The organism is Pedobacter anseongensis (genome assembly GCF_037482965.1).
In the GTDB taxonomy this organism is placed as follows: Bacteria; Bacteroidota; Bacteroidia; order Sphingobacteriales; family Sphingobacteriaceae; genus Pedobacter; species Pedobacter anseongensis.
On the sequence record NZ_JBBHKB010000003.1, the window covers coordinates 176,480 to 197,647 of the forward strand.

The 21,168-nt window shown below is 36.5% G+C and carries 25 protein-coding genes; 13 read left to right on the forward strand and 12 right to left on the reverse strand.

Going from position 1 to position 21,168, the window contains the following annotated elements:
• Window position 1: 1 nt before the first annotated feature.
• From hemN to WG904_RS11545, 5 genes are all read right to left on the reverse strand, one after another.
• Window positions 2-1,342, reverse strand: a complete 1,341-nt coding sequence (hemN, locus tag WG904_RS11525; RefSeq protein ID WP_339579469.1) for an oxygen-independent coproporphyrinogen III oxidase — start codon at window positions 1,340-1,342, stop codon at window positions 2-4.
• Window positions 1,329-1,769 (reverse strand): Rossmann-fold NAD(P)-binding domain-containing protein, encoded by a 441-nt coding sequence (locus WG904_RS11530; protein ID WP_339579470.1) that lies wholly within the window; start codon window positions 1,767-1,769, stop codon window positions 1,329-1,331. Before WG904_RS11530 ends, hemN begins: the two co-directional genes overlap by 14 nt.
• Window positions 1,770-1,858: 89 nt before the next feature.
• Window positions 1,859-2,890 (reverse strand): response regulator, encoded by a 1,032-nt coding sequence (locus WG904_RS11535; protein WP_339579471.1) that lies wholly within the window; start codon window positions 2,888-2,890, stop codon window positions 1,859-1,861.
• A gap of 10 nt (window positions 2,891-2,900) precedes the next feature.
• Window positions 2,901-4,088, reverse strand: a complete 1,188-nt coding sequence (locus WG904_RS11540; RefSeq protein WP_339579997.1) for a PAS domain-containing sensor histidine kinase — start codon at window positions 4,086-4,088, stop codon at window positions 2,901-2,903.
• A gap of 27 nt (window positions 4,089-4,115) precedes the next feature.
• Window positions 4,116-5,888: a hypothetical protein gene (locus WG904_RS11545; protein ID WP_339579472.1), complete on the reverse strand. Its 1,773-nt coding sequence runs from the start codon at window positions 5,886-5,888 to the stop codon at window positions 4,116-4,118.
• A 305-nt stretch (window positions 5,889-6,193) separates the two neighbouring features.
• On the opposite strand from WG904_RS11545, the gene WG904_RS11550 reads away from it, so the two are divergent.
• From WG904_RS11550 to WG904_RS11590, 9 genes are read left to right on the forward strand one after another with little or no spacing between them, the layout of a single operon-like run.
• Complete coding sequence (locus WG904_RS11550; protein WP_339579473.1) at window positions 6,194-6,847, forward strand: cytochrome b/b6 domain-containing protein; 654 nt, start codon at window positions 6,194-6,196, stop codon at window positions 6,845-6,847.
• Window positions 6,837-6,962 carry a hypothetical protein gene (locus WG904_RS11555; RefSeq protein WP_339579474.1) on the forward strand — a complete coding sequence of 42 codons (126 nt, stop codon included), beginning with the start codon at window positions 6,837-6,839 and terminating at the stop codon, window positions 6,960-6,962. Before WG904_RS11550 ends, WG904_RS11555 begins: the two co-directional genes overlap by 11 nt.
• 6 nt (window positions 6,963-6,968) lie before the next feature.
• The gene (locus WG904_RS11560; protein ID WP_339579475.1) at window positions 6,969-7,406 is read left to right on the forward strand and encodes a thioredoxin family protein; all 438 of its coding nucleotides are present in this window, start codon (window positions 6,969-6,971) and stop codon (window positions 7,404-7,406) included.
• On the forward strand, window positions 7,393-8,334 hold the full coding sequence (locus WG904_RS11565) for an FAD:protein FMN transferase (RefSeq protein ID WP_339579476.1): 942 nt from the start codon (window positions 7,393-7,395) through the stop codon (window positions 8,332-8,334). The genes WG904_RS11560 and WG904_RS11565 overlap by 14 nt, the downstream gene beginning before the upstream one ends.
• Complete coding sequence (locus tag WG904_RS11570) at window positions 8,331-8,564, forward strand: DUF4266 domain-containing protein (protein ID WP_339579477.1); 234 nt, start codon at window positions 8,331-8,333, stop codon at window positions 8,562-8,564. The genes WG904_RS11565 and WG904_RS11570 overlap by 4 nt, the downstream gene beginning before the upstream one ends.
• Before the next feature lie 17 nt (window positions 8,565-8,581).
• A complete protein-coding gene (locus tag WG904_RS11575; RefSeq protein ID WP_339579478.1) occupies window positions 8,582-9,775 on the forward strand; it encodes a DUF3570 domain-containing protein in 1,194 nt (397 codons plus the stop codon).
• Between the two features lie 11 nt (window positions 9,776-9,786).
• Window positions 9,787-10,461 carry a response regulator transcription factor gene (locus tag WG904_RS11580; protein WP_339579479.1) on the forward strand — a complete coding sequence of 225 codons (675 nt, stop codon included), beginning with the start codon at window positions 9,787-9,789 and terminating at the stop codon, window positions 10,459-10,461.
• Entirely contained in the window at window positions 10,461-11,711 is a 1,251-nt protein-coding gene (locus WG904_RS11585; RefSeq protein WP_339579480.1) for a sensor histidine kinase, read from the forward strand. The genes WG904_RS11580 and WG904_RS11585 overlap by 1 nt, the downstream gene beginning before the upstream one ends.
• 5 nt (window positions 11,712-11,716) lie before the next feature.
• The gene (locus tag WG904_RS11590) at window positions 11,717-12,475 is read left to right on the forward strand and encodes a phosphatase PAP2 family protein (protein WP_339579481.1); all 759 of its coding nucleotides are present in this window, start codon (window positions 11,717-11,719) and stop codon (window positions 12,473-12,475) included.
• Between the two features lie 47 nt (window positions 12,476-12,522).
• Here WG904_RS11590 and adhP read toward each other — a convergent pair whose 3' ends face one another.
• From adhP to WG904_RS11615, 5 genes are all read right to left on the reverse strand, one after another.
• Window positions 12,523-13,557, reverse strand: a complete 1,035-nt coding sequence (gene adhP / locus WG904_RS11595) for an alcohol dehydrogenase AdhP (RefSeq protein ID WP_339579482.1) — start codon at window positions 13,555-13,557, stop codon at window positions 12,523-12,525.
• A gap of 46 nt (window positions 13,558-13,603) precedes the next feature.
• Window positions 13,604-14,905 carry an acetyl-CoA hydrolase/transferase family protein gene (locus tag WG904_RS11600; RefSeq protein WP_339579483.1) on the reverse strand — a complete coding sequence of 434 codons (1,302 nt, stop codon included), beginning with the start codon at window positions 14,903-14,905 and terminating at the stop codon, window positions 13,604-13,606.
• A gap of 13 nt (window positions 14,906-14,918) precedes the next feature.
• Complete coding sequence (locus tag WG904_RS11605) at window positions 14,919-15,380, reverse strand: hypothetical protein (protein ID WP_339579484.1); 462 nt, start codon at window positions 15,378-15,380, stop codon at window positions 14,919-14,921.
• A 91-nt stretch (window positions 15,381-15,471) separates the two neighbouring features.
• Complete coding sequence (locus WG904_RS11610; RefSeq protein ID WP_339579485.1) at window positions 15,472-16,257, reverse strand: hypothetical protein; 786 nt, start codon at window positions 16,255-16,257, stop codon at window positions 15,472-15,474.
• A gap of 14 nt (window positions 16,258-16,271) precedes the next feature.
• Window positions 16,272-17,204 (reverse strand): dihydrodipicolinate synthase family protein, encoded by a 933-nt coding sequence (locus WG904_RS11615; RefSeq protein ID WP_339579486.1) that lies wholly within the window; start codon window positions 17,202-17,204, stop codon window positions 16,272-16,274.
• A gap of 185 nt (window positions 17,205-17,389) precedes the next feature.
• Between WG904_RS11615 and WG904_RS11620 the strand changes: the two genes are divergently transcribed.
• Entirely contained in the window at window positions 17,390-18,784 is a 1,395-nt protein-coding gene (locus tag WG904_RS11620; RefSeq protein ID WP_339579487.1) for an arginine decarboxylase, read from the forward strand.
• Between the two features lie 8 nt (window positions 18,785-18,792).
• Here WG904_RS11620 and WG904_RS11625 read toward each other — a convergent pair whose 3' ends face one another.
• Window positions 18,793-19,074: a hypothetical protein gene (locus WG904_RS11625; protein WP_339579488.1), complete on the reverse strand. Its 282-nt coding sequence runs from the start codon at window positions 19,072-19,074 to the stop codon at window positions 18,793-18,795.
• Complete coding sequence (locus WG904_RS11630; RefSeq protein WP_339579489.1) at window positions 19,071-19,664, reverse strand: sigma-70 family RNA polymerase sigma factor; 594 nt, start codon at window positions 19,662-19,664, stop codon at window positions 19,071-19,073. The genes WG904_RS11625 and WG904_RS11630 overlap by 4 nt, the downstream gene beginning before the upstream one ends.
• A 179-nt stretch (window positions 19,665-19,843) precedes the next feature.
• Here WG904_RS11630 and WG904_RS11635 point away from each other — a divergent pair, with 179 nt between their 5' ends.
• From WG904_RS11635 to WG904_RS11645, 3 genes are read left to right on the forward strand one after another with little or no spacing between them, the layout of a single operon-like run.
• Window positions 19,844-20,302, forward strand: coding sequence for a YHS domain-containing (seleno)protein (locus tag WG904_RS11635; protein ID WP_339579490.1), 459 nt, complete (start codon window positions 19,844-19,846; stop codon window positions 20,300-20,302).
• 21 nt (window positions 20,303-20,323) lie between these two features.
• The gene (locus WG904_RS11640; RefSeq protein WP_339579491.1) at window positions 20,324-20,764 is read left to right on the forward strand and encodes a YHS domain-containing (seleno)protein; all 441 of its coding nucleotides are present in this window, start codon (window positions 20,324-20,326) and stop codon (window positions 20,762-20,764) included.
• A gap of 12 nt (window positions 20,765-20,776) precedes the next feature.
• Entirely contained in the window at window positions 20,777-21,166 is a 390-nt protein-coding gene (locus WG904_RS11645) for a hypothetical protein (protein WP_339579492.1), read from the forward strand.
• Window positions 21,167-21,168: the final 2 nt, after the last annotated feature.

The window sequence follows — 21,168 nt, forward strand, 5'->3', positions numbered from 1 at the left end:
ATTATATTGCTTTACTAAACAAAGTAGTTTCGGGTTTAGATGCCCACAAACGCTCGTCGAACGCCATGCACACGTTACGAAGAAAAGATTTTCCAAGACGAGTAATACGCACTTCTTGATCGTTTACCTCAATTAAATTATCTTTAAGTAATGGCGCTAACCTTTCTTGTATAGTTTCAGGAATAAGCTGATCGAAATGGGTTCGTCCTTTGCACATCAAGTTTAAAATGTGGTGTTTGATGTAACTATCTATTTCATTCAGTATATGCCCCTTTTCTATTGAAAACACACTATTATTTATATTATTAAGATAATTTTCTACTGTTTTACTGTTTTGAGCAAAAGCCGTATGAGAATCGCTGATAGAAGAAACGCCCAATCCAATTAGAATTTTTGTTGACCGATCGGTATATCCCATAAAATTGCGGTGCAGTAATGTATTTTCACTAGCTTGATATAAACTATCCTTTTTTAAAGCAAAGTGGTCCATTCCGATTTCTTGATAACCTGTTTCAATTAATAGTTCTCTTCCTACTTGGTACAAAGCAAATTTTTCGTTACCCTGTGGGATATCTGTTTCTGAATAATGGCGTTGGCCAGGTTTAAGCCACGGCACATGGGCATAACCATAAAATGCAATGCGCTCGGGCTGCATATCGATTACTTCGTTTATCGTTTGTGTTAACCCTTTTAAAGTTTGGCCTGGTAAACCATAAATGAGGTCGAAATTAATTGATTCGTAACCAATAGCTCTTGCCTCGCTTATAATTCGAAAAACTTGTTCTGGAGTTTGGAAACGATTAATCATCAACTGTACCTTAGGGTCGAAGTCTTGAATACCAAGACTTAATCGCTTAAATCCGAGGCTGTATAAGGTTTGCAAATGATAGATGGTGGTATTGTCTGGGTGACCTTCGAATGAGCAAGCAATTCCTTCAGCCCCGTCCTTAACAATGCCCAAAATAAGCGTTTTTAAGTTTTCTGGACTAAAAAATGTAGGCGTACCACCCCCCAAATGGAGTTCTTTTATTTTGGGTCTTTCACCTAAAACAGCACAGTACATCTCCCATTCTTTAATTACCGCTTCGAGATATGGAAGTTCTACACCATGATTTTTTGTAATGCGCGTATTACAACCGCAATACGTGCAAAGACTTTCACAAAATGGAAGATGGATATATAGGCTAATTCCTTCTTCCTTATAACGTTGATAGGTACTTTTTAATGCAGTTAACCATTTTTGTGTATTAAAGCACTCATTGTCCCAATATGGAACAGTGGGGTAGCTCGTATACCGCGGAGCTGCAACATTGTACTTTTTAAAAAGATCAGTGTTGTTCATGTGGCTTTTGTATAAAAGATTTAACAGCACAATCGTTTTGACAACGACAAGCATCTCCAACACATTTTCCCGCCGCCCAATTATCTAAATTTTTAATTACCTGTTGCATGTTTTCTAGACCTCCTCCATCCTTAAAAGGAATATTGGCAATTTTTAAACCTGTTTTTTTTGCCGCCAGAAGGTCGATATGCTTGTATTCGAATGACGAAGTAGCTAGATATTTAATACCTAACTCCTTTAATCCCAGAATTATTGAAGCATCGAGTACATCTTCATTAAAAATAATTAACGCTTCCTTACCATTGGCAAAGGCCAAAGTATCGAGGGTTAAGCTATTGGCAATAATGGTGATGTCGTGTTTTTTATGGTTGGCCAGGATGAGTAATTCTTTTTCTTTTGCACCGATATTATAGGCTATAGCTTTCATTTTTTCACATATTTTATATGCAAATTTAAAGCAGACTACATGTTTTGGCTATGATATCGGTTATCAGAAAAAATGATATTCGTCAGAACCTATTGTTTTACATTCCTCAATTTCTCAATCGACAGAATATGGATGGCATTTCCGTTCTTTTCGATGAGCTTTTCGTCTTTAAAATCGGCTAACATCCGACTTACGGTTTCACTTGCCGTACCTACCAATGCTGCTAAATCGTCTCTTGATATTTTCAGGACACAGCTATCAGAATTAGGTTCACCAAACTTTTGAGCAACTTGAATCAATGCATCTGCAACTCGTTTACGCACTGAGAAATAGGCTAAGCGAAGCATTTGCTCTTCCTTTTCTTGAACACTACCCGACAATAAACTAATAAATGCAGTAGCAATTTCTTGATGATTAAGCAGATAATCTAAAAAATCTGCTTTAGCAATGAGAATCAATTCCGAATCGCTTAAGGTAGCGGCATTATCAGTATAGGGAGAGGATTTACATAAACTTTCGTAGCCAAAAAAATCGCCATCGTTATACAGTGTAGATGATAATTCGCGACCATCTTTAGCGCGCTTATAGGTTTTGATTTGACCTTTCTTTACAAAATATAAATAAGATGGTTCGTCGTTCTCTACATAGATAATCTGCTTATTCGAAAAAGTTCTTGCTTTTCCTTTCGCTCTTAAGGCAGAAAATAAAGATTCTTTATCACCAGCAGCACCTTTAAAGCCATTAGGTTTAGCCTTCTTTTTTAACCTGCTTTCGATCGCGTTAAATAGCTCAACATCGTCGAATGGTTTGGTTAAATAATCATCTGCTCCCATTTCCATGCCTTTACGCATATCGGCCCTTTCGGCCTTGGCCGTCATAAAAATAAAAGGAATTGATGCCGTTTGCTGATTTTTTTGCAAGAGATACAATACGCCATACCCATCCAATTCGGGCATCATAATATCACAGAGAATAATATCTGGAATCGTTTTAATCGCGAGATCTACCCCTAACTTACCATTTTTAGCAGCAAATGTTTCGTAACCTGCCATGTCAAGCATTTCTACAATGCCTTCTCTAATGTCGTCGCTATCTTCGATAATTAATACTTTTCGCATCATGCTAATAGATTTAGAATTTAAAATGCAATTTAAATGTGGTACCTAAATTTTGTTTGCTTTCGCAAGTACAGGTACCATTCATCAAGCCTACATAACGCTTCACAATATTTAACCCCAAACCGGTACCAGGAATATCGCCAGTATTGTGCGCCCTAAAAAAAGGTTCAAATAAATTATCGATTTCAGAAGCGGGAATTCCTATCCCATTGTCTTTTACATCTATAATTAATTCACGATCATTAATAATGCTATTAAATTGAATCAGGGTATCTTCACCAGAATACTTGATAGCATTAGAAATAAGGTTAATGATGCAGTTTTTCAATAAATTCTGATCCAGAAACACCTGCCCTGTTGTACCTTTATGCTCGTATACAATAAGCTGATTTTGTTTGCTCATTATTTGCATTTCTTCGGTAATTTCTTCCGAAAACGCAATCATATCAAACCAACTAGAGCTTGCCTGCACCTTTCCAGCTTCTAATTTCTCTAAAGAAAGGAAGTCGTTTAATATGGTAGTGAGATTAACTATCGAGTTTTTGATTTTTGAAGTATGCTTCTCTACACTTGCAGCATCCTGCTTTTCTACGTACTTATCGATTAACGAAGCTGATAATTGAATTGAACTTAATGGCGTTCTAAATTCGTGCGAAGCCATTGATACGAAGCGTGTTTTAAGCTGATTGAGCTCTCGTTCTTTATGAAACAACGCACTCATGTGCTCTTTAGCCGACTCGAGCTCATTAATAGAACGAACGAGCTCTTGTGTTCGATTCTTTACTTTAGTCTCTAACTCTTCAGTATAACTTTTGATTTTTATTTCGTCTTCTTTCTGACGACTTAAATCGTGGATAAATCCTGTATAAATTCTTCTATCGCTAAATTTAATTTCACTAACCCCTAACCGAAAGGGGAAAGTGCTACCATCTTTTCGTTGACCAGTTACTTCACGCCCGATGCCAATAATTTTTTTCTTCCCAGTATGTTCATAATTGGCGAGATAACTATCATGAAGTTTCTTATCAGGTTCGGGCATTAGAACTGATACATTTTTACCGAGTAAGTCTTCTCTTTTCGAATAGCCAAATAACTCTAAAGCTGAGGGATTAATATTCTCTATTGAACCCCTATCATCAATGGTAATAATCCCATCAATCGCATTTTCGATTATAGCGATTAATAACTTCTCTCTTTCCATAGGTAATGATTTCATTCCAAATATAGCTTAAATTAAATCACTAATGAAGGTATTAGCAAGCTTATTTTCGGCTTTTAAAAGCTCGGTGTAAGGATGGCTACTTTCGACTGAAAACATACCTTCTGTATTCCTAAATAAAGATTTGTAATAATCGACACCGGCCAACAACTGCGTTTTAAACTTTATAAGTTGTTTTATTTTTTTGTCACTTAGGTTATTCAAATGATTTTGAATGTCCTTTTGAAGATACTCTATGTATAGATTTAGCTCTTTAATAAAGAAATGTGGTCTTTTTACCTTTTCAAGTAAGTTAAGTTGCCCATAGATGTGAGAAACCATTTCTTGAAGGGTGTATGTAGCTGAAAAATAAGCCAAATTTGGACCTGGACAAATGGCAACAGCAGCACTTTCTTTTGGCTTACTCATTTCGTTTTTTAAGTAAACAGAAGTGCAAAGGCCTTCGCATAAGCAAATTTTTTCTGTAATGATATTAAATTGCCGCTCGTAATCGGCCTTAGGAAGTTGTAAGTTTGCGAGCTGGTTAATTTTTAAATTTTGGTATTCCCTAGAAGCTGTACAGATCGGTTTTTCAGTAAACTCTGTATTTGTGCATAGATATTTTTTGGTACACGGACTACCTGGCCTACCCTTTTCTAGTCTGCTTAATCGCTCTTGCTCGATCGTACTACCTTTAAAATTATTAAATAGTACGCCCAGCGGGGATGAATTACTGAGATAATAGTCTTCTTCGCTTGCGTTAACTAAATTTTCGAGCGTACCCCCATCAACATTTGTTACTTCAGGCACTAATAAAAATGGACTGCCCCACCCCGTGGCGTCTAGCTGATAATGCTTGAGCAGAAAATCATTTTCAGACGAGGTACCAATGCCCCCCTGTACAGTGATTAACTGTTTTGGAGGTAGCGTGATGGATGGCGTTATCGGATGACGGTTAGGGTTTTCTGCTAAAGCTTCGCAATACAGATCAAACAGTTCTGCTAAAAGGGTGGATTTATTTTGTTTAAATTCTTCTAAAATGGGCCCCAAAAGATAACCCTCCGTTGCAAAAGCATGTCCGCCACAATTTAAGCCAGACTCAATTCTAAATTCAGATACCCACAATCCCTTTTTGGCTAAGAATTTAGCTTGGATAAATGCCGACCTAAAATCGCTCACCTTTAAGATGATACGTTTCTTTAGCACGCCATTTCTATTTGGAAAAAAATCATCAAATTCACTGATATAGCTATACAATTTGGGATTCATCCCGGCCGACAAGACCACCGAAGTAGTTAAATCGCTTTCGGCAAAACCTCGTAATGCAGCAAGTGCATCTGAATTATTATCTACCTTAGCCATAATATTTACATCTATACTCCCTATTACCATCCTTTTTTTCAGAATATTCTGAAAAATTCTCTTTCTTTCGCCTTCTGGGTAATCCATCATTAATTCATAGCCCAGTCTGAGTTGCGAATCGCTTGGAAGGAGCTCGAAATATCTACAAAGATCATTTCCATGCTCAAAAGGCAGCTCTTGAAGGGCGTAGAACTGCAATTTCACTACATTATTCATAAAATTAAGGTAGCTTGTAATGCGTTTTGCTCTACTATTAATGGTTTTTTTAGCAATAGGAATAAATTCCAAATTATTTTTTTCAGTATGATATTTACGCATCCGCTCTATCAATTCATCATCAACAACAGAAACGACCGATGAAATACCATATTTAGCAACTTTTAAAGGGGTATCGATAGAAAAACCTAAACCTAATACAGGGATATGAAACTTGTGAACCATTTGAAGAATTTTTTGCTTCAAAATTATCATGATAGACTCCGTAAAAAATTGCGAGCATCATCCAAAAAAGTGATATTGATCAGTTTTTGCAAACGTAATTCGATGTAATTTACTGGTAAATTAGATTGCCTATACATCCAATTATGAAAACCATCCCTGTTTCCTATAGATTATCCGCCCTGCGCGCACAATGCCAGATTGAGGACTAAAGTTTTTATCGATAGGTACATCTAATCTACAGACTCTCTTCAGATTTTAGGTCTACTTTAGATCAATTATAACTCTTATTCGAAAAAATTACAGCAATGAAAACAAATCCATCGCATCCTAAAAAAAATAGTGTATATATACGCATTTGGCATTGGTTAAATGTTGCACTTATTTGTGGTTCATTGCTTACGGTATTGATTAATTCTACTCTTTTTGATGGTAGACCCAGTAGTGCTTTTATAAAAAATGAATTACAACAGGCGGGCGCAAATGTTTCTCAGGAGCAAGCAAGAGCCGTGCAGCATGGCTTTGAAGATAAAATATGGGAAATTCATATTTATATTGGTTATGCATTAGCGGCTTTAGTTCTTTATCGAATTTTAATGGAATTGTTCGAAAGTAAGCCGTACAAATTTTTTCCAAAATTAAAGCGCAGTTTCCGACTTTACTTTACTACAAAAATCAGGTCTAATGGATATGAATTTGGCATAAAACTACTTTATCTTGTGTTTTATTCAGTGATTTTTTTGATGGTGATAACTGGTTTAAGCGTCGCTTTTGATGATGAACTAGGATTTTCGAAATCATTTAGCCATACACTAAAAGAATTTCATGGATTTTGTATGTATATAATTATTGCTTTTAGCGTTCTTCACATTGCTGGCGTGTTTTTTGCAGAAAGAAAAGATAAAAAAGGAATAGTTTCGGATATGATTAATGGAGGTGTTTTAGACAACCATGACCAATAAGTTAAGGAACCATCATCTCGAAAACCATCTCAAAAGCGCTCACTTTATTACCGATATGGTAATTAGGATGAATGATGGTTTAACGGTACCTTTTGCATGGGATAATTTAAATTAAAAAAAGATGAAAAATTTATTAATTATAGCTTTAATCGCATTTTTTTCGGTAAGCCCATGGGAACCCGATTTTACAAATGCTAAAAAGATTGCTAAAGAAAAAAATGAATTGATTTTACTAAATTTCTCAGGATCTGACTGGTGTGGTCCCTGCATTCGAATGCACAAGGAAATTTTCGGAGATGCTAATTTCTTAAAAATGGCCAGTACAAACTTAGTTATGGTAAATGCCGATTTTCCTAGAAGTAAAAAAAATCAACTGTCGGCGCTTTTGAAAAAACAAAATGAAGCTTTAGCAGAAACTTATAATCCAAAAGGTAGTTTTCCGTTTACGGTTTTAATAACTGCAGAAGGAAAAGTAATTAAAGAATGGGAAGGTCTGCCGAACCAAAGTGCAGAAGTTTTTACCGCTGAGGTTAAAAAGATTTGCGATGCCCATAAATAATACCTCTAAAGTTTATAAAAAGACGGAGCGTTTGATGGGCAATACTTTCGAACTCACTGTACTTGCCGAAGACGAACTTTGGGCATTTGAAAAAATCGACTTGGCGATTACTGAGATTAAACGGATTGAGAAACTGCTTACTACATTCGACCCAACGAGCGAAACAAATAAAATTAATGAAAATGCAGGAATTTGTACTGTTAATGTAAGTCTAGAAGTATTTAATCTGATCGAAAGAGCAATTAGAATTTCGAGTATAACTGATGGTGCTTTCGATCTGAGTTACGGTTCGATCGATAAGCGATTATGGAATTTTGATCGCAATATGACTAGCTTACCAGATGCTGAAACCGCAAAAAATAGCATTTCATTAATTAACTACAAGAACATTATTTTAAATAGAGAAGAAAATTCTGTGATGCTTAAAGAAAAGGGCATGCGCATTGGTTTTGGAGGCATTGGAAAAGGGTATGCTGCCGAAATGGCCAAAGCCCTGTTAAAAAAGGAAGGGGTTCAAAGTGGTATAGTAAATGCATCGGGCGACTTAACCACATGGGGTAATCAGTTAGATGGAAAGCCATGGACTATTGGAATTGCTAATCCAGATTATGCAAACCTGCCTTTTTCGTACCTCAATGTAACCGATATGGCTATGGCCACCTCTGGTAATTACGAAAAATTTATTGAAATTGAAGGTAAAAAGTACTCTCACACCATTAACCCTAAAACAGGACTACCCGTAACGGGAATTAAAAGTGTAACTATACTTAGTCCGAATGCAGAAATTGCCGATGCGATGGCTACGCCAGTAACCATTATGGGCATCAATGCTGGCTTAAATATGATTAATCAAATTAACTATTTAGGCTGCATCATCGTAGACGATTATAATAAGATTTACACCAGTAAAAACATAAGGATTAGATGAAGATAAAATATTTCGACCCCAAATTTATTTTTAGCATAATTTTGCTAAATGGCTTATTTTTAAGCTCCTGTACTACAGTAAAAGAATTTCAAAAAATCAGATTAAACGATTCTGAAATGATCTTGGGCAACCGAAAGATCGAGAAAACGGAATTAAGTTTCCAAGGCTATAGAGAAGGTGCATCGGGTGCAAACTCAGGCAAAAGTGGTGGCGGCTGTGGCTGCAATTAAATAAACATATACTAACAATGAAGAAAATATTTTTAACGGCAGCAGCAGTTTTTGCTTTACTACATTCATTTGCCCAAACTACACCGAAAGACAGTACAGGATTTCAAAGTAGAAAATTAAAACTCGAAGAGGTAAATCTTGTTTCGAGTTACTATACTCAAAACGGAAATAATGCTGCGGTTACAGGAGGAATTGGAACTCAAAAATTAACTGATATTGCGAATGTATTTGATGTGAAATTAACCAAATACGACACAAAAATGCGCAAACACACTTTTGGCTTAGAAGTTGGTATCGATCATTATACGTCTGCTTCGTCTGATATGATCGATTTACAAGCCAATTCGTCGGCATCGCATGCCGATACGCGAATTTACCCAACATTAAACTGGTCTATCGAAAACGAAAAAAAAGGCACCACATTCGCTTTAGGCGCATCTTCTTCGACCGAATTCGATTATCAATCGTTTGGTGCCAACATTAGCTTATCTGCAAAAACTAAAGACAAAAGTGGCGAGTTTACCGCAAAATTTCAAACCTATTTAGACCAGGTTACTTTAATACAACCGGCTGAACTCAGAGTGGTGGCAATGAGAGATGAAAACGATTACGGATCGGCCGCAAGAAATACATTTGCCGGATCGCTTTCTTATTCACAGATTATTAATGAACGGCTTCAAATTATGTTCTTAGCAGATGCCATTCAACAAAATGGCTATCTAAGTCTCCCCTTCCACCGTGTTTATTTCAAAGACAATTCTGTTCATCAAGAAAACTTACCCGACAGCAGATTAAAAATCCCACTGGGTTTTAGAGCAAATTACTTTGTTGGTGATTTATTTATCGTTAAAACCTATTATCGCTATTATACCGATAACTGGGGAGTTAAAGCCCACACGGCAGATATCGAAATTCCGATTAAGGTGAATCCATTTTTCTCTATCAGTCCGTTTTATCGCTATTATGCACAAACTGCAGCTAAATATTTCGCACCTTATCAAACCCATACCATTGCCGATCAATATTATAACAGTAATTACGATCTCTCTAAATTTAAGAGTGATTTTTATGGGGTTGGATTCCGTTTTGCCCCACCTAAAGGCGTGTTAGGTATGCAACATTTTAGTATGTTTGAGTTAAGATATGGCCACTATGCTAAAAATATTAACATGAGTTCTGACATTATTTCGTTAAACATAAAGTATAAGTAAATCCCTGTTGGATGAAAATATTAGTTGTAGAAGATGAGGAACTATTAAGGCGTAATATCTTGGCCTATTTAAAAGCAGAGGGCAATGTATGCGATTATGCGAAAGATTTTACAACTGCAATGCAAAAAGTTGCCATCTATGATTACGACTGCATTCTACTCGATTTAACACTACCCGATGGAGATGGCCTGGAACTTTTAAGGGAGCTAAAAAAAATGAATAAAAGTGATGGTGTGCTCATTATTACCGCTAGAAATTCGTTAGATCAACGTATCGAAGGGCTAAGTTTAGGCGCAGATGATTATTTAGCAAAACCATTTCATCTTTCTGAGCTTGGTGCTCGCATTATGGCTATAGTTAGAAGAAGAACGTTTAGTGGAAGTGATCATGTTCTCTTCAATGAAATCGATATCGACATACAAGCTAAACAAGTTAGGGTAAACAACGCAACAGTTAACCTCACGAGAAAGGAATTCGATTTATTGGTATATTTTGTGGCCAATAAATCGAAAGTAATTTCTAAATCTGCTGCTGTAGAGCATATATGGGGCGATAATGCTGATATGGCTGATAGTTTTGATTTTATTTACACCCATATTAAAAACATTAGAAAGAAATTATTGGATGCGGGAAGTAAAGATTACTTTCATTCTATTTATGGAATAGGGTACAAATTTTCAGAGTAATGAGGCTTTTTACCCGATATAATCAAGTATTACTTACTGCGAGCAGCATTGGCTTATTAATTATTGGCTATCTTTTTTACTTAACATTAAGTTATTATCTAAACAAACAAGTTGATCGTTACCTTATTGAAGAGCAGTTAGAGGTAAAAGATTATGCAAACAAAAATGAAATTTCTGAGGCCCATGTTGCCTTTAAAGACTTAATTGTCGATTACATTAAAATTGATAAGGTTAGCAAAGAGCGAAAATTTGCAGATACTGTTTTTTATAATCCAAAAAAAGGAATAAAAGAATCGGCCAGATATCTTAAGGAAGACCTATACTTAAGAGGCAGGCCCTATCGTGTAATTATTATGGTATCGAAAGTTACACGCGCTGAGCAAGCCGAAAGTGTTACCCTTATTATCGTTCTTCCCGTTTTAGCATTACTACTTATCTTGCTGTTTTTACATCGAATAATGATGAAGCAGTTGTGGAGACCCTTCAAAGAAATCGTGTCAAATTTAAAGTCGTTCAACCTCAATCAGGATGGGAATTTTATTCCAGTACGCACATCAATTCAAGAATTCAAGGAATTAAATAAAGCGCTTACCGATATTTCTTTGAAAATTAGATCTGATTACCGAGAAATAAAACTTTTTACCGAAAATGCATCACACGAAATGATGACCCCCATTGCCATCATTAATTCAAAGCTCGACATGATGTTACAAGCTCAAAATCTGAGTGAGGAACAAAGTAAGCACTTAAGCGATCTATACAAAGCAACTTCAAAATTAACAAAACTGAATCAATCGTTGCTATTGCTCGTAAAAATAGACCATAACTTACTCAGAGACGATGAAGAAATAGATTTAAAGCAGTTAATTAAAGAAAAAATAAACTATTTTAATGAATTATTGATTAATAAAAACATTGAAATAGCGCAAAAATTTAGTGATAAAAGTATACTAATGAGTAAATATTTAGCCGATATTTTAATGGATAACCTCATAGGAAACGCAATAAGACATAATTATAATGGCGGAAAAATCAATATTGAGTTAAATACCAATGAGCTCATCGTTAGAAATACCAGTACTCAAACTGCATTAGATCCTCTTCATGCTTTCGAACGCTTTCATAAATCTCCATCATCCGAAGGAATGGGTCTAGGATTAGCCATTGTAAAACAAATTGCTACTTCGCAACATTTTAACATCACTTATTCTTATTCAAATGGTGAGCATGAATTTAAAATAAAATTTTAATCGAGATGAGATATTTGGTATTCGTATTCGTATTGCTTACTTTAAACGCAAAAGCACAAGTTCCCGACTCGGCACTTCATAGGGATGAAAAACATGCTAAATTCTCTAGCCCAAAAAATCCTAGTTCTTACATTATTCCTACCGTATTAATCTCATACGGCTTCCTTTCACTCGGTAGTAATGGAATCAGAAATCTCGATTTAAGTACGCAAGCAGAACTGAGTGAAGATCATCCTCAATTTGCTTCAACCATTGATGATTATTCTAAGTTTATACCTATTATGGCAATGTATGCCTTAGATTTAACCAAACTTAAAGCAAAGCATACTGTTTTCGATCAAACCGCCCTGATGGTAATTTCAGCGATAATTACCGATGTAACGGTTACTTCTTTAAAGCGAACTACACTCCGATTAAGGCCTTCAGGTTCTGGCTATTCTTCATTTCCATCAGGACACACCGCAGTAGCTTTTGCAGCCGCAGAACTATTGCATCAAGAATTTAAGGAGCACTCTCCATGGATAGGTTATGCAGGGTATGGAATTGCGGGGGCAACGGGAGTATCAAGGATGTATAACAATAAACATTGGCTAAGCGATGTGATTGCAGGAGCTGGATTTGGCTTGTTATCTACAAAGATCTCGTATGTAGTTTATCCCTATATTAAGCGCATATTAAGCAAAAAAGAAGGTTTGCTAAGGCTTGCGCCAACTTTAATAGAGAATAAACCTGCGTTTAGTCTTAATTACACATTTAATAAATAAATTTAATCGTCATCGGATAACGCACAAGTCGTCATCCGATAACGGAATTAAGGTTTTGAAATCTCAAGCACAATTCTCCCATCAATTTCACCTTTTTTCATTTGTTCAAGCACTTCATTGATGTCTTCCAATTTTGCAGCGTGTACCGTAGCTTTCACTTTTCCTTCTACAGCAAAACCAATAGCTTCTTGCATATCTTTTCTGGTGCCAACAATAGAGCCTCTAACTGTATAGCGATTTAGTACGGTATCAAAAATTGGCAGATCAAAACTACCTGGCGGCAATCCATTTAATGAAATGGTACCTTTTCTTCGTAAAGCAGATAGGGCTTGCTTAAATGCAATTGGCGATACGGCAGTAACCAAAACGCCATGCATACCGCCTGTTTCCTTTTTTAGAAAATTTCCAGGATCATCATTCATCGCATTCACTGTAAGATCGGCACCTAGTTTTTTAGCGAGCGCCAATTTCTCGTCAGCTACATCGATTGCCGCTACATGCAGTCCCATTGCCTTTGCATATTGTACAGCCAAATGGCCTAATCCGCCGATTCCCGAAATCGCTACCCATTCGCCCGGTTTCGCTTCTGTTTCTTTTAAGCCTTTGTAAACCGTTACCCCTGCACAGGTGATGGGCGCCATTTCTAAAAAATTAATTCCGGTAGGAAATTTGGCAATGTATCTAGCATCGGCAATTACATACTCGGCATACCCCCCATCTACACTATATCCTCCATTTTGTTGACTTTCGCATAGCGTTTCCCATCCAGTAATACAAAATTCGCAACAGCCACACGCACTGAATAACCACGGAGCACCAACAATATCGCCCTCTTTAACATGCTGTACCCCTTTTCCTAAAGCCACAACATACCCAACCGCTTCGTGACCAGGTATTAAAGGCAATTTCGGTTTCACCGGCCAATCGCCCATACATGCATGTAAATCGGTATGGCATACTCCACTGGTTACCACTTTGATGAGGATTTGATTTTCTCCAGGTGCTTTTACGGCTACCTGTTCGATTTGTAAGGGCTCGCCAAATGCATGAAGCACGGCGGCTTTCATTGTTTTAGGTATCATAATGATCTAATTAAATAGGATTAACCTTCTGTTTGCTTTAACTATTTTAAAAGCCAACGGCGTTAATGGCATGCCCAAATCTTTCAAAAAAAGAAATTTCCAACCCCTCTCTATGGTTTGGATGGGCAATGCCGATAAGGGCTTGCGCACGTTGCTTTAAACTTTTGCCAAATAAATTAACAATGCCGTATTCGGTTACTACCCAATGCACATGGCCTCGCGTAGTAACCACCCCTGCACCCTCTTTTAGAAATGGTACTATCCGGCTAACGCCTTTATTAGTTTGAGATGGAATGGCAATAATTGGCTTTCCTCCTTCAGACAAAGATGCACCGTGGATAAAATCCATTTGTCCACCTATACCCGAAAATTGATAGGTACCGATTGAATCAGAACACACTTGCCCAGTTAAATCAATCTCTATTGCACTATTAATTGCGGTAACTTTTGGGTTTTGTCTAATGATGCTCGTATCGTTAACATAGCTAATATCCATTACCCTGATTGCAGGATTATCGTTCACGAAATCGTATAGCTTACGCGTTCCGGTAATAAATGAGGTAACTGAACGCCCTTTATTTAACTTTTTCTGGCTATTGTTAATTATGCCATTTTCGATTAACGGAATAACACCATCAGAGAACATTTCAGTGTGCATACCTAAATTTTGATGATTGTTTAAGTTTTTTAACACCTGATCGGGGATGCTTCCTATTCCCATTTGTAAGGTTGCACCATCTTCAATTAAAGAAGCAACATTAAAACCGATCTTCTTCACCACATCATTTACCGTGGTCGAATAATCTATTTCTGGCAAGGCCCGATCATACCAAACCAGGGCGTCAATTTTATCGATGTGAACAAAACCATCTCCATGGGTACGTGGCATTAATGGATTTACCTGGGCGATAATAAATTTCGCCGTATCGACCACTGCTCGAGCGATGTCGACAGATGTACCTAAAGAGCAGAAACCGTGTAAATCTGGAGGAGAAACTTGAATGAGTGCCACATCAATAGGCAATATATTTTTTCGGAAGAGTTGCGGAATCTGACTTAAAAAAATAGGAACATAATCGCCATTTTCGCTATTCACTACATTTCTAGTGGTATTAGAAACAAAAAGCGAATTGAAAAAGAACGATTGCTGTTGTGCAGGGTTATCGAAATTAACATCACCTAACGTAGTAATGCTCACCAATTCGATGTCGGTGAGTGTATGATGCCTCATTTGCAAGGCCTCTACCAAAGGGACTGGTGTTGCTGCACCACCATGTATAAACACACGGTTGCCTGATTTTACGTGCAACATGGCCTCTTCGGCCGATATGTATTTTGGAGTAAACATAGGAAAATTGAAATTAAAGAATAGGATAGCGTTTACTTTCTATGGTGCTTGAAGATCCACCGTCTTTAGTATTAGATTTTAAAGACTCGATTAACGCAAAAAGTTCCTGTTTAACTTCTTTATCGGCAGCTAAAAGTGCTTTAATTTCATTTACAATGGCCGTGTCTTCTTCAATAAATGTAAGGGTTATCGTTCTCATTTCATCTCTAAGCATCGCTTCCAGTACGTGCTTGCGTTTATCTAAAATGCTTTTTAGATGATTTCTTCGTTCTTGAAGCGAATTTAAGCTTGCGTTAATAAAAGCTACTTGCTCAGCATTATCTTGTTTAACTGGCGATTCCAAATATTTTTGAAATAGCTGCTGAAAAAAACGCATTTCGTCTTCCAAGAATAGAATATCCGACGACCATTCTTTATTCTCGAGATACATTTCTTGCAATTCGTACGAGAGTTGTGTTTCTAGTTTAGGTTCCATAGCCAAATGATTTTATAATTCAAAGTTGGCTATTATAGGAGTAATCGGGTCTGAGCGTTATCAATTTAGGAACTGATGCTCATCACAATACCTATAAAAAATTTAAGCCTACACGAGTGTAGATTCGTTTAAGAAGACTTGATTTAAAAGTAAGCTTACCAGCTAAATACAATTCCACATCGGTTTCATTGGGTATGATATCCCTAAAATCAAACGTTGTCAACTTAAACAAGTTCATTCTTAGCTTAACGAACTCGTAATATTCTGCTTTAGGCCACTCGAGCTGGTTTCTTTCGTACTGATCAATTTTCAGAAGTAAGGTAGAAAAATCAACAAAATCTTTCTCATTTGGTATAGAATTAAACAGTTTGATCGCATTTTGTAATCCGAGTTCATATTCTTCTTTTGTGGCAAAATAATTAAAATCGGCTAAAGTAACATCCACATTGAAGGCTTTAAGTTTATCTTTTGGCGCAGTATTTAATAGGTTCACCGTTTTGCCTCTTTTATGCGTCTTTCTACCCTTTAAGGTAAAAAAAGAGGTTGAGGAAAACTTTTCTAATGCTATGCCACGTTCTTGGTAATAGTTCTCTATCGCTTCCACTTCAAATCTAAATTTTTCTTCATGTTCTGCCACTGAACCCACCCATGTAATTAACTGAACTTTTGCTGAGAGATTAATTTGATATTCAATTTGGTAACCATCGCTGGATGCAGTTCCATGCGACCTAGGCCAACTTCTATACAATTGATGAGGTTGATCCATACCTACAAACGGTCGTGAAGGATAGCTTCGAAGCCATAACAGTAAAGCTACCCTTGATTCAGGGTGTTTTTTTATATAGTCTAAGATTTTATGTTGTGCAATTAGAAGCATAATTGGCGCTAAACCTAAATAAAAACCTTTATATCAAAATCATTTAAGAGCATCTTATAATCAGTAAACAAATTTTCTACTTCTTTTACAATCGAAGGAGTAAAGGAACCGACTTCCCTTCGGGTAAATGTAGAGATATTTAATCCTCTTTTTTGAAGAAAATACTTTGAAACCATTGGATAAACATTGTGCATCACCTCCATATTATCGATGAGAAACTGTTGAACCGTATTCACTTCATCCGCCAGTGCGGTATCGTTATAATGATCGCATAGCCAAACAATTAATTCGGGAAAATAATTACCTTGAATGCACGACAAACCTGCAGATCCGGCTTTCAAAGAATCGACAGCATGGCCCATGTACGCATCATATAAACCAAATGAATATCGTTTAGTTAAGCTGATTTTTTCTTTAACCTCACTAAGGTTTAAACTGGTGTCTTTATGATATATTACCCTTCCAGTTTCTACAAATTGCTGTAATTGTTGAGGTTTTAGCACCCTTTTGTAGGGCACAGGGCATTCATAAAACCCAATTGGAATGCTATCGGTTTGCTTTAGCAGTTCAACTACATTTGCGTTTAAAATTTCGTCGTTATCCTGTTCATGCGCCAATAAGCTTGTGATGGCAATTACAGCCTGGACTCCAGTATCGTTAACTTTTTTAACAAAATCGGCTTGCTTAGAAATAGCTCCACCAAAGGTTCCGGTCGCAATTACAGGTACTTCGCCTGCAACTACATTAATTACATGCTTAATGGCTTCAATTCGTTCTGTATCATTTAATTCGAACATTTCGCTCGATAAGCAATTTGCAAATAAACCTGCTGCTCCTGCTTGTAAATAAACTTCGGTTAGCTGACTTAGTGCAGCAAAATCGATATTTCCATTGCTCGAAAATGGGGTGAGCATTACGGGGATAAAACCCTTGGAAGAATTTCTCATCTATAGATACGTATATAATTGCTTTAAACAAATATCTATGCATAAACCTCAATATTCATATCGAATTTTGCCTATATGTTGTAGTATGTTATCAAACACAATATACCTATTCAAGTAAAAAAATTATCATTAACCCTGAATTCTCAATTTAAAATTACATTTTTGCAAAAATATTTTTGAAATAAATGCAGAGTTACTCCGAATTTCTTGATCTAAGTGTTGGCTTTCCGCAAGAAGGTTATAGCGTTATAGACGATGAGCTATATTTTCAGGATCTAAATTTAATGGAAATGATCGAAACCTATGGTACACCATTGCGTTTCACCTATTTACCAATGATTAGTAAAAAGATACAACAAGCAAAACTGTTGTTCCAAACTGCTATTATCAAAAATAATTACCGTGGCGATTACAAATATTGCTACTGCACCAAAAGTTCGCACTTTCGCCATATCGTAGAAGAGGCCCTTAAAAATGGCATTCACCTCGAAACCTCATCCGCATTTGATATGCCGATGATTGAAGCCTTAGAGAAAAAAGGTGCCTTAAGCAAAGACATTACCGTAATTTGCAATGGTTTTAAAACCTATCAGTATAAGCAATATATTATCGACATGTTGCACGATGGGTATAAAAACATCATCCCTGTTTTAGATAACAAAGAAGAGTTTAACCTTTACGATGATGAGGTTGAAATGGATACGCCTTGCAACTTAGGCATTCGTATCGCTGCAGAGGAACAACCTGATTCGCAATTTTACACTTCTCGTTTAGGGGTGCGTATGGAAGATGTAATCGATTTCTACAACAATAAAATCGCTGCAAACCCTAATTTTAGAGTTAAATTATTGCACTTTTTTATTAATTCTGGAATAACAGATTCGCCATATTATTGGAACGAATTAGAAAAATACGTTACACTTTACTGCAAATTCAAAAAGATTAATCCTGAGTTAGATACGCTCGATATTGGTGGTGGAATGCCATTTAAAGATAGTTTGGTTTTTGATTTTGATTACGAGTACATGGTAAACGAAATTGTAAAACGGATTAAGGAAATTTGTGCAGAACATGATGTAATTGAGCCCGATATTATCACGGAGTTCGGAAAATATACGGTAGCCGAGGCATCTGGCATTTTATATAAAGTCTTAGGTCGCAAGCAACAGAACGACCGAGAAAAATGGCTGATGCTCGATGGTTCTTTCATCACCAACCTACCCGATGTTTGGGCCTTGAACCAAAAATATATCCTTTTACCAATTAACAATTGGGATTCGGAATATGAACGCGTAAACTTAGGTGGCATAACTTGCGATGGACAGGATTATTATAATCAGGAAGCGCACATGAACAGTGTATTTATGCCAAAAACACGTAAAGTTCAATACCTAGGGTTCTTTAATACGGGTGCTTACCAGGAAGTTTTAAGTGGTTACGGCGGTATACATCATTGCCTTTTACCTAGCCCGAAACATGTAATTATTCGTCGAAATCGTGATGAAACGTTTAATTTTGAGGTTTTTGGGGAAGAGCAAAATTCTAAACAAGTACTGAAAATTCTGGGTTATACTTCTTAGTTGGTTAGCTATATGCCCTTACTCGCATCAACCTCGTCGGCAATGCGCTTCGATAGCCTTTCTTTAAAATCAGAATCAAGCTCGAATGTTGAGGTCTCATTAAAGAATTGTTTTTTCACCATTCGATTAATTAACATGCTTTGTTGCTGAAAAATACGGCAAACCGAGCAACCCATTAAGTGGTATTTCAATTCTAATTCTTCTTTTATAGAGATTCGGCCACAGTTTTTCTTTTCAATTAAAAATGTTGCTTTTCTGCAATTATAAGTGATTCTTTTTAGTGCATTCATAACCAATGTGTTTGAAGGCATGCTCTTAAGCTTAATTTTGTTCGATGTATAATTACCCAAAAATTCGACGACGTTAGTTTCAAATCTAACAGTATAGTTTCGGTAGGTTCTTCATCAACATGTTTCATGGTAAATACCGTAGCCCATAATGCCGGTAACTTTTTAAAGCATAACTGCAAGGTCTGATTAAATTCCTTATGATTTAAAGGGTCTTGTTGCTCAGTACCAAATAATTTGGGGGCGTAATTACTTTTCCAATGTCCATCGCTCGCTTCAAAAAAGTCGTTACTTTCCATTTCGGTTTCAGAAATTTGTTTTGTCTTTTGTAAACCAGAATACTCTCTTCGGTATACATCTATAATTTTATGTTTCAAGATACCCGTAAGCCACGTCTTCTCCGTGCTTTTACCTTCAAATTTATCAAGCCCCTTCAATGCAGATAAGAACGTTTCCTGCACCAAATCTTTTGCTATCTCTTCATCATTAAAACGGGCAATCGCATATTTAAAAAGATAATCGGAATATCGTTGTACCCATGTTTTCGGATCGCACACCTTTGCCTCGTGTTTTTCTTTTAACTCAATTAGCATAGAGATATTTATTTGTACATAAATATAGGATAATATTAGTTTGTCGTGAAATTCCCTAAATCCTTACAACTTCATGATTATTTTTTTAAAATATTTTGTAAGGTCTAACACAATGGTACGACCAATGGGCAAAAACACCATAAGTTAACACCTTATGAACAATTACTAACCACAACAACATGAAAACACTCCTCATCTTTTTACTTTTTAGTTTAACTTTTAGCTTCGCAGATGCTCAAATTAATGTGCGGAAAAAGCACTTTAACATCGATAAAATGGCTTTAGCCATAGAGGGTTACGACCCCGTAGCTTATTTCAATGCTAAAAAAGCTGTGGAAGGAAAGAAAGAAATTAGCTTCACTACAGAAGGTATTACCTATTATTTTTCAACTACCCAGAACAGAGATTTGTTTAAAGCAAACCCTTCGAAATATGAACCACAATTTGGAGGATGGTGTGCCTATGCCATGGGCGAAAATGGCGAAAAAGTAGTTGTAGATCCAGAAACGTTTAAGATTGTAAATGGGAAACTGTATTTATTCTACAATAAATATTTTAACAATACACTTAAAGATTGGAATAAAAATGAAGCCTCGCTTAAGCAAAAAGCGGAACAAAACTGGACAAAATTTAATTAATAAAAACAAAAATTATATAAAATGAAATCTCTCTTCGTTACCTTATACCTATTAGTTGCGATAGGCAGTGCAAAGGCACAAAAATCTGAAATCTTTGCCCCAGCAGGAAAAGCCATTAAAGGCTATGATCCCGTTGCCTTTTTTACCCAATCGAAACCAGTTATGGGAGCCGACAGCCTCTCTTTTGCCTACAAAGGAGCAAATTGGCTATTCTCGTCGACAGAGAATCTTAAAAAATTTAAAGCCTCGCCAGGCAAATATGAGCCTCAATATGGAGGATATTGTGCCTATGGTATGGCCGACGGACATAAGGCGCCTACGCAAACCGAAACTTGGACGGTTACAGACGGGAAACTGTATTTCAACTACAACCTTAAAGTAAAAGAAATGTGGAATAAAAATCAGCCTGCATTCATAGAAAAAGCAAATGCTCAATGGCCAGGCCTTAAAGATAAACCTTAACCAAATCGGAATATGACAGCTCAACAAAAAAATATTGGAATTTGGATTCTACGGCTAATTGCGGCTATTATACTCTTGCAAACTTTATTTTTTAAGTTTTCTGGTGCTGCCGTTTCTATTTATATTTTTACGCAAATAGGTATCGAACCTTGGGGAAGAATTGCCACAGGCATTTTCGAACTCATTGCCGCTGCGCTTATACTCATGCCTAGGACTACAGTTTTTGGCGCCTTACTTGGACTTGGATTAATGATTGGAGCGCTGTTTTCTCATCTCTTTAAGCTAGGTATCGTAGTACAAAACGATTCAGGAAAACTTTTTATTTTGGCTTTAGTGGTATTTATAAGTTGCCTTCTTTTGGTGATTATGAATTGGAAGCTATTACAATTTAAAAAAAATTAGCG